This is a genomic window from Chitinophaga caeni (assembly GCF_002557795.1).
In the GTDB taxonomy this organism is placed as follows: domain Bacteria; phylum Bacteroidota; class Bacteroidia; order Chitinophagales; family Chitinophagaceae; genus Chitinophaga; species Chitinophaga caeni.
The window spans coordinates 954,960-969,243 of record NZ_CP023777.1; the positions used below are offsets into that span (position 1 = coordinate 954,960).

The 14,284-nt window shown below is 43.8% G+C and carries 2 protein-coding genes; one reads left to right on the forward strand and one right to left on the reverse strand.

Annotation, left to right across the window (positions count from 1 at the left end):
- Positions 1-89: 89 nt before the first annotated feature.
- On the reverse strand, positions 90-10,733 hold the full coding sequence (locus COR50_RS03985; protein ID WP_098192788.1) for a gliding motility-associated C-terminal domain-containing protein: 10,644 nt from the start codon (positions 10,731-10,733) through the stop codon (positions 90-92).
- A 729-nt stretch (positions 10,734-11,462) separates the two neighbouring features.
- Here COR50_RS03985 and COR50_RS03990 point away from each other — a divergent pair.
- Entirely contained in the window at positions 11,463-14,051 is a 2,589-nt protein-coding gene (locus COR50_RS03990; RefSeq protein ID WP_098192789.1) for an NACHT domain-containing protein, read from the forward strand.
- Positions 14,052-14,284: the final 233 nt, after the last annotated feature.

Sequence of the window (14,284 nt, forward strand, 5' to 3'; positions counted from 1 at the left end):
GGAACATTTTTTGGTTGTTCGAGATAAGCAGGAATGAAGAGGGATACAGCATCATTCCTGCTTTATGTTTTTTAGCTCTAATGAATGTTTTACCTGATGATTGTAATTGTACCTCGTTTATTTACAATCGTTCCATCTTGCAATTGGGCCTTCAGCACGTAGTTGTAAACACCTACCGGTTGTTTCTTACCACTCATCGTTCCATCCCATCCTACAGTCTGATCTTTCGATTGGAATACTAATTGACCCCATTGATTATAAATCCATATCTGCATATTGCTGATCGTTGTACCGTATACATACAAGATATCGTTAAGGCCATCGTTGTTCGGGGTGAATGCGTTCGGAACAAATACCAGGTTACCGGCAGGATTATCGGTATCGGTATCCGACATAAACCAACCACTGTTAGCACATTCACTCAAGCCGATTGCCATTACTTGTAAGCTTACGCTTTGAGCAGGCTGAAGACCGGATACAGTATATGTCAGGCTGTCTTTAGATCTGAATACTGATGTAACACCATTGTCGAAGGATACCCTGTAACCGATCGCCCCGGGTATGGCATCCCATTGGAATGTAACACTGCTCGCCGTCTTGCTTTGTACCGTAACTGTCGGTTGTGCTAATGTTTCCAATACCGTTACCGTGGCTTGTTCCCTGCTGGTGCTTGTACAACCACTGTTTGCATAAGCTGCTTCAACATAGTAAGTAGTAGTTGCCGCCAATGCCGGGGTTATGAATGTGTTGCCTGTAAATACCGGTGTTGTGGCCGTGCTGCTAGTGTACCAGTTAAAGATCACCCCGGCATCAGTTGAAGTTGCCGTTAATGTATCAGGGCTGTTCGGGCAGATCGGATCAGCGTTACCTGTTACCATCGGTGTTCCCGGGCGCGGGCCAACAGTAGCTGTGGCCTCGGCTTTGCCTGTGCTAGCACAAGTGTTGCCAATTACCGCTTCAACATAGTACGTAATATTCGCAGTGAGGTTGCCCGTTGTAAAGCTTGCCCCGGTGAATACCAAGTTACCATTCATATCTGCATCATACCAGCGGTAGGTTACATTTGGTTGAGGATTTTGTATTTCAAATGTTGCAGTACTATTCGAGCAGGTTGTAATTGCACCGTTAACTAGTACCGGCGTTGTCGGTGCATCCGCTACAGTTACTTTTACTGTTGCTCTTGAAGCGCTCGTACAAGTACCTCCTTTCAAGCTTGCCGCGACATAATATGTTGCATCTGTACTCAATGCAGGAGTTTGATAAATACTACCGGTAAACACCAGGTTACCACCGGAAGGAGCATCATACCAATCATATTGCAATTCTGCCCGCGGAGATTTAATTGTAAGGATAGCCATTGTATTCCTACAAATTACTACGTCTGCATTTTCCAATTCAGGCACATCTATTCCGTCATTTACGCTTACCGTAACTTTTGTCCTGTTGGCGCTCATACAATTATTGATATTGATTGCCTCGACATAGTAATCGGTAGATACGCTTAATACCGGGGTTGTAAAGTCTGCACCCGTAGCAACTACATTACCTCCTGTTGCTGCATCGTACCAACGGTAAGTTATACCGCTCAAAGGATTGGAAACATGCAACATGGCAGTAGAACCGCTACAGATAGCAACACTATCAGCATCCACAACAACATCTGTTGGTACTGCCTTAACAGACACTACAACTGCAACTCTTCCGGAAGTATTTGTACAAGTACCATTATATGCTTCCACGAAGTAGGTTGTCGTATTCGTCAAAGACGGAGTCGTGTAAGCAGTATCTGTTGCCAACAAGCTTCCACCTATCATGGCATCATACCAGCGGTATTCTATTCCGTTTTGCCTGTTTTGAACCAATAAAGTTGTTGTATTACCGGCACAAATTTCGGTACCGTCAACTACGACTGGTGCAGTTGGCACCGCTTTCACCGTGATATCGACTTGTGTCCTTGAACTACTTGAGCAGCCGCTAGCCGTGCTATCAGCAACGTAGAAGCTCCTATCCATTGTTAATATCGGCGTGATAAATTTAGAACCGGTAAACAGTAAGTTACCACCCGTTGGTGCATCAAACCATTGATAAATATGGCCTGATTGTGGGCTTTTCACGTTCAAGGACAGGTTAGTTCCAGAGCAAACGGTGTAGCTCGTAGAGTCAACCGTTGGTGCAGGAGGTATCTCTCCTCCCTTCACTGTAGCCAAGGCCCTAGTTGAGCTTGCGCAGCTCGAACCATTCAAGGCTTCCACGAAGTATGTTACGCTATCGGAAGCAGGCACCGTTGTGAAGTTAATACCAGTGTGCAACAAGTTGCCATTCACCGCGGCATCATACCAATTATAAGTAAGATTAGCTTGTGGATTCTGAATATTAAAGGTGACACTATTATTACCACAAGAAATTAACTGATCGTTCACCAATACGGGCACACCTGGAATAGCATTCACGGTAGCAGTAGCTGCCACCCTTCCCGTTGCACTGGCACAATCACCTGTGCTAGCTTCAACATAATAAACCGCACTTGCATTTAATACAGGGGTAGTAAAAGTTGCCCCGGTAAATATCGCGGTTCCACCTGTTGAAGTATTGTACCACCTGTATGTTACCCCGGTTTCAGCAACAACATTGAAAGTTGCCGTACCTCCAGCACAAAGTGCCAGTGTAGGTGCTTGTAAAACCGGTGTTGGCGCAATACTTCCAACATTTACGGTTACTGCCGCTCTTGCGCCACTGTTGGTACAAGTACCATTATATGTTTCAACATAATAAGTAGTGGTGCTACTTAATGCAGGTGTTATATAAATACTATCTGTTGCTAATAAGTTACCGTTTGTCGCGGCATCAAACCAGCGGATCTGGGTTGTGGAATTGCTTGCAACTGCTTTCAATACAACGGTATTCCCCGGACAAATAGTTGTATCACTAGTTACGATTACCGGGGGATCCGGAACAGGTAACACGTTCACAAATACCGCTTTCCTAATCGGATTCGGGCAGCTTGTAGATTCGCGCACACTTTCCGCATAGTAAATGGCAAACGTGTCAAGTGCCGGGGTAGTAAAGGAAGTTGTATTGGTAGCAATTGGTGTTCCGCCTACTGCAGTCGTGTACCAGTTTACTTGTACCCCGGCTGGGGCTGTCGCATTAAAGGTAGCTGTACTACCTGCACATATAGTTACGTCATTCAACGCAATTTCAGGGGCAGGGACTACACGGTAAGCGTAGTAAACTCTCAAGTTATTAAATCCAGTAACTAATCCACCGCCGATTTTAACTTCAACTTCATCGAAGGCAGCAGCTGGTTTGAAAGTCACTTTAAACTTATTCGTACCACCGCCCAACAAATCGATCTTGATAGCAGCGTTATTCAACTGGATATTTTCGTTATTGCTTGCGCCTGCATTAATAGAGTTAATCGTAATAGCTCCTAGTATGCTGGCATTGATAACTGTATTCGGCACTTCCAGGATAATACTCACCGAGTCTCCCAGGTTACTTACGCTACCAAAGTTTAACCTTTGACCGTAAGAAGCTCCCACGACACCTACAGGTATATTGATTTGCGCGAAGTTAGTCGTATCATTATCAACAGAATTATTTGGATCTGTAATTGCACAGAGAACGCATACACCATCCACTACAGCTGTTTGAGCATTGGCAATATCACAACCCGGGTTAAAGTTTTTATCAACCGTTAATGCAATCGCCGTTCTACCGCTAGTACATCCTGAGGCAGATACCGCTTCTACATAATATACTACATCATCTGTCAGCTGCGGGGTTTGGAAAGTAGCCCCTACAAAATCTTCCGTTCCACCGGTAGCCGTCCTGTACCAATGGTACGTCACATTGGATGTTGCCGAGGAAGCCGTTAATTCAGCGGAGCTACCGTATGGCACGATACCGTTTGCAGGATTTGAAACGATCGTAGGTGCAACCGGCAATGGATTTACCATTACAGTTACTGCTGTTCTTGTTGCACTTTCACATTGACCATTTGACGTACCAACATAATATGTAGTATTGGCATTCAAGGCCGGGGTAGTAAATGTACTTCCAGTTGCCAAAGCCGTATCAGCAGTTTCACTGGCGTACCAGTAGATCGTTGCCGAAGCAGAAGTTGAATTGGCCACCATTGTAGCTGTGTTGCCTGCGCAAATTGTTGGCGCATCCGGCGTCACTACAGGCGGTTCCGGCCTTGTAGTTACCTCGACCTTCACGGCAGTTCTACTTGCACTTGCACAACCGGCAGCTAAATATGATTCAACATAATAAATAGCTGAACTATCGAGTACTGGCGTAATAAATACCGCGCTATCTGCTAAAGTCGTACCGCCACTAGCCTGGTTATACCATCTAAACGAAGCGCCTGCCGGACCTGTTGCTTCTAACCTAGCCGTTGTTCCTCCACAGGTCAAAATCGTTGTGTCCGCAACTGTTGGAGCATTCGGTGCTGAGGTTACTATTACCTGTACAGGCACTCTCACTGGACTAATACAACCTGCACTGGATATAGCTTCCAAGTAATAAGTTGTATTTGTATTTAAGTTTGGTGTTGTAAAGTTGTCGGCACTTGCCAGCGGCGTGCCACCAGTTGCATTAGCATACCAACGGTAGCTTGTGTTTGGCTGCACATCTGCTGAAAGTATCGCCGTTGTTCCTTGACAAATGGTCACTGAATCGGCTGATGGCATCGCTGGACCAACGATCCTTGCGGCATAATTTACATTTACTGCATTGAGCGCTTGTGCCAAGCCTGAATTCAACCTTACCTCGATCCTGTCGAATGCTTTAGTTGGAGCATAAGAAATCAGGGCTCCCGTATTATTAGCTAAAAGCTGTAATGAGATCACACTGCTATTGATCGACTGAAGGTCATTATTAGATGTAGTGCCATTATATGTTAATACCTGTACTCCACCTAATACGCTGACATCTGCCAAGCTTGAGGGGAATGTAAGGGAAAGATGAATGCTATCTCCTACGTTACTTACGCTTGGGAAGATTAATGTTTGTGAAGCATATGCATTTACCAATCCTAGGATAACATGTACCGTGGAACCTGTTACTGAACTCGAATCAATCGCTAAACCAGGATTTTCGATATAACATCCCACGCAAAGACCATTCGCTGTATTTGTTTGGGTTGTTGCCGCACCGCAAGGAACATCATTTGGCCCGGGGGCTTGAAGTACGGTGACCCTAACTGGTATCCTGCTCGCCGTTTTACAACCTATATTATTTGTTGCTTCAACATAGTATACCGTGCTAACAGTCATTGCCGGGGTGGTAAAGTCCGCTCCTGTTGCCAATGCCGTACCACCTGTTGCTACATCATACCATTCGTAAGTATAAGTAGTATCCGGATTATTAACAGACAAATGAGCCGTTTCTCCCAAGTTCACAGTCACGTCATCTGAAGTGACCTCCACACCAGGTAGACCTACTGTAACAACGGCAGGAGTTCTTTCGGAACTCACACAACCGCTTGAAGTAACAGCTTCTACGTAGAAGATACTATCCACGGAAATGTTACCGGTAGTGAAGCTATTTCCAGTGGCCAATACACTTCCACCTACCGGTTTGTTATACCAACGATAGGTAGTATTTGCTTGCGGGGTAATACTTAAGGTAGCAGTTTGACCAGTACAAACAGCTACGGTATCGCTTTGTAACAGCGGCTTAGCGTATACCCTTGAAGCATAATCTACGTTTATTGCGCTCAAAGCTTGCGCTACACCTGAATTCATCTTGATCTCAACCCTATCAAACGTAGCGCCCGGTGCAAACTTCAAGATTGCAGATTCGCTGTTGTTTAATAATTGAAGATTAATCAATGAAGAATTTAAATCCGCATAATCATTATTAAATGTCGCACCATTATAAGTGCCTACTTGAATATTAGCTAATAAACCTACATCTGCAATACTTGACGGGAAGGTCAATCCAATCACAACGCTGTCACCAACATTACTTGGACTTGGATAAATCAACGTTTGGGATACGGAACCACCCACTAAACCGAGAATAACATGTATTGTAGAACCGGTTGACTTACTTGAATCGATTGCCAATCCTGGGTTCTCCACGTAACAACCCACACAAATACCATTAGCGGCATTCGTTTGGCTATTAGCTGCGCCGCAATCGGCATCAGGAGAACCGGGGTCTTGGCGAACATATACTGTTACAGGTATTCTCATATTTGATTTACAACCATTCGCATTGGTAGCTTCAACATAATAAACTGTTGTTACGTTTATTGCCGGGGTAACGAAAGTAGCTCCAGTATGAACGGATGTTCCCCCCGTTTCTTCATCGAACCAATCGTAAGTGAAGTTGGCATCCGGGTTATCTACACTTAAAGTAGCAGATTGACCGCGGTCAACAGTTACTTCATTAGCCGTTACACTTACATTAGACAATCCCACCATGATCGATACGGGAACCCTAACAGGGCTAATACAGCCTGTCGATGACACAGCTTCCACATAGAAAGTTGTATCATTCATCACGGGACCGTATTTGAAAGATTGCCCGTTATATAGAGACGAACCGCCAGTTGCTGTAGCGTACCACCTGAATGTAGTGTTCAGGCGGGCCGTAGCTTCCAGTGTGGCAGTATCGCCCACACAAACATTTACAGAATTAGATACAGGTACTGCCGGTGCAATTATCCGTGTTGCATAATCGACATTAACCGCACTAATGGCTTGTGCCAAACCTGCGTTCATTTGAATTTGTACTTTATCAAATGCTGCCGTTGGCGCATACTTAATAATAGCTTGCTGATTATTATTCAACAATGTCAAGGAAATTAAACCTCCTCCATTGATTGCTTGCAAGTCATTATTGCTAGTGCCGCCATTAGCAGTACCAATTTGTACATTCGCTAACAAACCGAGATCTGCTAAGCTGGAAGGGAAGGTTAAACCTACCACCAGGGTATCCCCGATATTGCTTGCCGTTGGGAATTCCAATGTTTGAGATACACTTCCGCTTAATAATCCCAAGATGAGATGAATGGTAGATCCGGTCGTGGTACTGGAATCAACTGCGAAACCAGGGTTTTCCACGTAACAGCCTACACAAAGACCGTCGGCAGCATTAGTTTGAGAAGTTGCACTTCCACATGGCACATCTGCTGCACCCGGAGTTTGGGTTACATTTACTGTTACGGGAACCCTTGTAGCCGATGCACAACCCGCCCCATTTGAAGCTTCTACGTAATACACCGTGGTTACAAACAAGTTCGGCGTTGTGAAATTTGGTCCGGTAGATAAGGCTGTACCACCTGTCGGCACATTATACCATTGATAAGTAAATGTTGGCTCAGGAGTGTTTACGCTCAAATCAGCGGTCTCACCAACTGGGATGCTAACTGAATTGGAGGTAACAGTTACGGACGGAAGGCCAGTTTGAACGTATACCGCTGTTCTCGTCGGGCTCGTACAACCGGATGCAGAAAGCGCTTCTACATAATAAGTTGTATTTGCCGTGATGGCCGGTGTTGTATAGGAGGCTCCCGTAAATAATGGGCTGCCGCCTGTTGCATCAGCAAACCAACGGAAAGTGGTATTAGGTCTTGAAATTGCATTCAAGGTCGCTGTTTGGCCGGGACAAACGGACACGGTGTCTTCTTGCACGGTTGGCACGGCTGTAATCACTCTCGCATAATCGAGATTTATAGCATTCAATGCCGTTAGCGCTCCAGAATTTAATCTAAGCTCTACAGCATCAAATGTTGCCGTTGCCGCAAAAGTTACCAATGCCTTTTGGTTTCCAGCTAACAATTTCAAGGTAATCGGCGCTGCGTTAATGTCCTGGAGATCATTATTTGCAGTACCACCATTATATGTGACTACTTGTACTGTCGATAATAAACCTACATCCGCCAATGAAGAAGGTAATGTTAACCCGATCTGGATACTATCCCCAACATTAGCTACACCGTCAAAGGTCAGTCTTTGTGCGGCATAAGCGTTTAACAAGCCTAGCACCACCCCGATGCGTGATCCGGTTTCTGTACTAGAGTCTACAGATAAACCCGGATTTTGTACGGAGCATCCAATACACAAACCATTGCTCGTATTACTTTGAGAGATGGCCGCACCGCATGACAAGTCGATAGCGCCGGAATTTACAGTAACGGTGGCAGCAGTTCTATTCAATGTCACGCAGCCGGTAGTATTATCAACTGCTTCAACGTAATATGTTGTGTTTGCTACCAATGGCGGCGTAGTAAAGCTGGCACCTGTATATATGCTAGTGCCGCCTGTAGGTGTCACAAACCAATTGTAAGTTACGTTGCCACTTGTTGAAGATGCGGTAAATGTTGCTGAACCACCCTGCACGACACTAGTTGTACTTGGCGTCACGGTTACATTAGCAGGAGCTTGGGTCACTACCGCTGCTGCGGTAGATCGCGCAGCACTGGTACAACCGTTAGCGCTACTTTCCACGTAATAGGTTGCATTATTATTTAATACCGCTGTTGTGAATGTCGCACCTGAATCCAACGGCGTACCGCCAGTTGCTGTGGAATACCAACGGTATGTTAGATCTCCATCGGGAGCGGCAATAGCAAAAGTCGCGGTATTGCCGGCACAAAGGCTTACCGTATCAACGGCTAATGCCGGGGCAGTCGGTACCTGGTTCACATTTACAGTGATCGGTACCCGCGTACCATTCTCACAGCCGAAGCGACTAATACCCACGTAATATGTTTTGGTATTAGTTAATGCCGGGGTAGTAAAGCTTGTTGTATTTGTAGCTAAAGCCGTACCACCGGTTGGCACATCGTACCAATTAACGGAAGTATTTGCTGCGGCAGTGACGGATAAGTCAGCCGTATTGCCGGTACATATATTTACATCGCTTGCAAGAGGAACTGGGTATTGTACCGTGGCGGCTACGTAAAATACGTTCACCGTAGCTAAAGCAGAAACCAAACTACCTAAGCTGATCATTACCCCGTTGAAATCTTCATCAACAGGAATAGAGACGCGGTACCTACCAGTTCCGCCGATAATTCCGAGTAGTTTTAAACCAACTAAACTATTATTTAAGGATATCGGCCCAGAACCTAAGGCTGTTGCATTTAAATAAGGTCTTACAGAAATCGCGGATAATAGGTCCAAGTTTAACAGTTGACCCGGCGATTGTAATACTATCACGATACTATCGCCCGCTGCATATGTATTGGAAAAACCGATCAGGTGGTTAATTGATCCGGCCACACCTACTGGAACAGACATCGTTGATGCTGTACTTGTATCTAGATCAACCACGTTAGCAGGGTTGGAAACATTACAAAGCAAACAGATGCCCGAAGTTGTTACCCCGTTATCTTGATTTGCAAAACTACATGGAACGTTGTTTTGCGCATTAATCGTTGCTGTTAAAGTTGTAAGTGGACTGGTACAACCGGTGCCGTTCATGGCTTCTACATAATAATTCGTAGTACCGAAAAGGATCGGTGTTGTATAAGAAGCGCCGGTTGCAAGGGTATTTACTTTAGCGGGGGAGTCATACCAGGTATATGTTACACCCGGTTCCGGGCTAGGGATGCTGAAAGTTACCGATTGACCGCTATTGATCGTAACATTAGAATTATTAACTGAAGGCGCCGCGGGACTTGGATTCACAGCCACGGAAGCCTGCGCCCTGGTGGCGCTCACACAGCCCGTACTTAATGCGGCTTCAACATAATAGTCGGTAGCTGCATTTAAGTTTGGTGTCGTATACGTTAATCCCGATGCCAATAAATTACCTCCCGTAGGAGCATCATACCAATTATAGGTAACGCCGCTAACAGGATTTTGAACATTGAAAGTAGTTTGGTCGCCGGCACAAATAGTATGCGTTGTATTGGCCAGAGCAGGCACAGCAGGTAATGCCGTGGTAGTCACGGAAACAGCACTCCGCGTAGTATTAGTACATACATCCAGCGCGGTTTGCGCGTAGTAGGTAGTAGTACCGCTCGCCGGCGTAACAGTTAACGTGGTGCCGTCTGCAACCGGGTTCGTAATGGGCGTACCTCCCGTTGGAACAGTGTACCAACTGATAACCGCTTCAGGGGTTGCCGTAGTAGCCGTTAAGTCGATAGAGTTCCCTTCACATACATTCAGCGATGCCGGTGTAGTGATAGTCGGAGGTATAATATCAACTTCGTTATAATAGGCATAATACAAACGGAAGTCTGCCAAGGCTCCAAGTAAATTACTTGACAGGGTAACTCGAACCCTATCAAATTTAGAAGTAGGCCTTAACACTATTTCACCTTGATTATCGCCGCTCAAGAGTCTTAACAAAGCGGCCTGCCCACTAACGGCATCATTATTAGGAGTGGTACCGTTGAGTGTTTCAAAACTCACGCCTCCCAGTAAGTTTGCAGAAAGCAAAGCGCCCGAATTACCAATTCCAATTACCAGGGAATCACAACTTTCGTTTGGATTTATAGTGGGAAAAATGAGTGTTTGCTGAACCGAAACACCCAGTAACCCAACGGTAACTGAAAATTGGGAATAATCATCCAGATTAGCGTTATTAACCGGGTTAGCCGCATTGGTAACACCGCATAAAAGACACAATCCAGAAACACCATTCGTTTGACTCGTAGCATATACCCTTTGCGCGGAAAGCATACCGGGTATAATGGCCATCATGAAGATGGACAGGACAAGGATAAAAGCGCCGTAATGCTTTTTAGGAGTAACATTAAATGTCATAGCTCACAATGGTTTGGGTAATAAGATTTTCTACACATAGCATAATTGTACTTCGGAGTATAGCACAGGGTATGAACTCAGAAAGAAAAGAATGTCTATAAAATCAGTAAGGATACTTTTACCGGTTTATTACTAGGATACTTTCTTCTGCATGTTTGGTTGATCATAGCCAGGATCACATTCCTCGAAACATTTTAATAATTTTCATCATCCGAAACTTGTACAAAACTATAAGCTTGAGTTGGCAAAGCATGCGTTTATTTCGTTCATTCTAAGACAAGAACGAACAGTCTATTCATTTTTTAAATCCTTGTTCATTTTGTTCATTTTTTGAAATTTGCAATTACGGTGATGAATAAATGAGGATATAATAAAGAGGTTTTGGGGCAGGTTGCTTCTAAAAATGACAGCATCAAAAAAAACTGTTTTCCCCGGACATTTTTCACAACGTTAAATACCATTATTTTACTTCGAACCGTGAAAATCACCCCCTAAAACAACAAGAATCTCAAAAAATTTTTTGAACAAAATTTAAATTATAATAAATTTAATATCAATTTGTTATAATTTAAATCGAATAATATATATTATTATTCATTCTATTCATTTTTAAAAATGTAAATCTAGCCGTTCATTATCCTCGTAAGTATTCTCTTGTGTGGAACTAGATAACTGTATATTATCATCATAATTTCTATTAACTCTAGAATATCCATTAATTGTCCCCTTATGATTGATTTATCCTACGATTACATCGTGATGCTCCAAAACGAAGTCTTGCGTCAATTCGGTGTGGACAACATTACTCCCGGGCTATGTAAACCATTATCAACAGCCATCCTGGGAAGAACAACGAAAATCGTGAGTGAAACAACGTTAAAGCGATTCTTCGGGTTTGCAGCAGCACAACATAGTTTTTCAAGGTACACCTTGAATACTTTGTCGCATTATTGTGGCTATAAAGATTGGGACGAGTTCCAATCAAAGAATGTCGCCGCAACTATTAAAACATCTATTGCGCCTTCTCCTACAATCGAAGGTTGCACCTCCAAATGGATGGAGCTCAAAGCTAAGGCCAACGCGGTTTCTCAGTACACCATTCAAACGCTGAAAAATCGCTCCGGTATCCCTTTCAACTACACCGTGGTAAGACAGGAAACGATTCAACACATCGAACGGTTCTTGAACAGTGATTACCCGGCCACTGTTTTTATTGCTCCCCCAGGCTGGGGAAAATCAATCTCCCTTGTACATGCTGTTGAACATTGCTGGTTTAACCAAAATGCCGCGCATACGGAAGACATTTGCTGGTTTATCAATGCCCATGCTGCCGGAAGTCTTATGATGAAAGGCTTTTCGCTAGCCAATTGGCTCGATAATCAACTCAATCTTGGCCCGGGAGAAAACCTAAGGGAATATTTCTCTAATAACCCGCAAGCCCGCAGCGGTAAGCTGGTGCTAATTATTGACGGCTTTGACGAATTGAACCTCGGTAGTGATAAAACTAAAATGTTGTATTCCAAATTGGAGGATTTTGTTTATTCTAACGATGAACACCCATGGGTGAAAGTAATCCTCTCGGTAAGGTCAAGTACCTGGTCGGAGCTTTTTCAAAGATCCCAACATTACGCCAACTTCCGCAAGTTCTGGTTCATGGGTCGCAAAATGGACGAGGAAACTAATATTAACATACCACTGCTCAGCAAGGAAGAAATGAAATCGGTCTTGAATCATTATCATTTCGATGCGCAAAAAGTGGAACAGCTATCAGACCTTTTCTTGCAGAAATTAATACACCCGTATTATTTACAGCTATTCTGTCAATTGAACGAAGAACACGGGGACGGCTTCTTCGATGAAAGGCTCAGCCTTTTCGAGATTGCGTCCAAATTTATCCAGAACAGGGTGTTCCAGTCAAATAAAAATACTTTCAAAATTGCCATCATCGATAAATTATTACAATTACTCGATTATGGAAGAAACGGTTTATATGCAGATAAAGCTTTACTCTTAAATAAAAACACGGATCTCTTCCCGGCATATAAAGAATTGGTAACCGATAATATCCTGGTTGAAGAAAACTTGAGCCAAGAAATCATGTTTAATGTGAAGGTCCGGTTTACCCATAATTTTATGCTGGAATATTTCGTCGCAATGCATTTCTATCAAAATTACGGCGAACATGTGCGAGAAGATATGCTCAACCATATCCTATCATATTTTCCCCCTTCGAGTTTCAGGATATCGGTCTTGAATTGGCTCGTGCGCTGCTGCATCAACAAGCAACAGTATGAATGTATCCACGCTATCCTGAAACTTCCCTTAACAACGAACGAGCGCTCCCAAATACTGGAGTATATCGTGTTACATCACAACCAGGAGGATCGCAAACCGGTTGCGCTGGAAGAAGTTTTCCCCATCGGCTTTTTCAAAAAACACCCCATCAGCGGTTTCGTGAACGACGATTTTGTTCAGTACCGCAAGAAAAAAATCCTGGATACCTTCTTGGGATTAGCCGAATCTACTGAAGACAAGTTGAAGATACGCAGCAATCTTTTCGTGATGGCCCTGATGCAACTCGATGCCGAATCATGTGAATTCGAGTTGACCAATATCAGGAAACTGACGGCTGATGACGAGGCGTTGACTGCCATGTCCATCCAACCTTACGAGATATTCCTGTTTATATATGAATACCTCAAATTCGGGGAAGTCAACGAAGATATCAAGGAGAAAATTTACGATTGCAAATGGCTATGGTTGATCGGCGGACAGAAAATTGGCGTGGCGGAAGAGATTGTTTGTAAAGCGATGTGCTTCGCTTTCTTGTTGATGGGTGATTACCAGCAGCTGCTAAACTTCACGCAACGATTATTTGAAAGGTATCCACAAATGCTTTATAGCAAGGGAGATGTATTCAGGCTAACGCTACTTTGCTGGGAAGCACAGGCCCATTTACGGGTAGGCAATACCAAGGAAGGGAAGCGTATTCATGAGCATATCGACAGGGTGTTGAAGCTAAACTTGGCGGATCAATTCAGTACCAAGCATGTACAAACTTTACAAAAAATAATAGGCGCGGAAATTTGCTACCAGAACGGTGACTACAACAGGGCTATCAAACTGGCAGAATCAGCGATGGAGATGGCGCAAAAACTCGACTTCAAATTATTTGCCCTGATTAATTATACCATATTGAATAAGGTTTACCAAGATCTTAATATGGAACATCAAACCGAATTGGCGATGCAACAAGTTGCCTTAATACAAAAAAATACTACGTTCAAAAAAGCTGTATCAAACTTTATTTATCAATAAACCAGAGAAATTAATCGTCCATGGTTCATGTTGAACTCCAAGATTAGTTTTTCAGTACACCTACTGGCAAACGTTTTTTACAAGAAAATCATGGATCAAACCGGCACTGTAATTCTTTACGGTGCCCTTTTTATTTATAACAATCTACCATTATTGTCCGGCTAAATTTTCAATGTAAAAATTATCGTTACCTCAAAAGTTCGATTCAATGTCCACCTGCACATTTCTTTGTA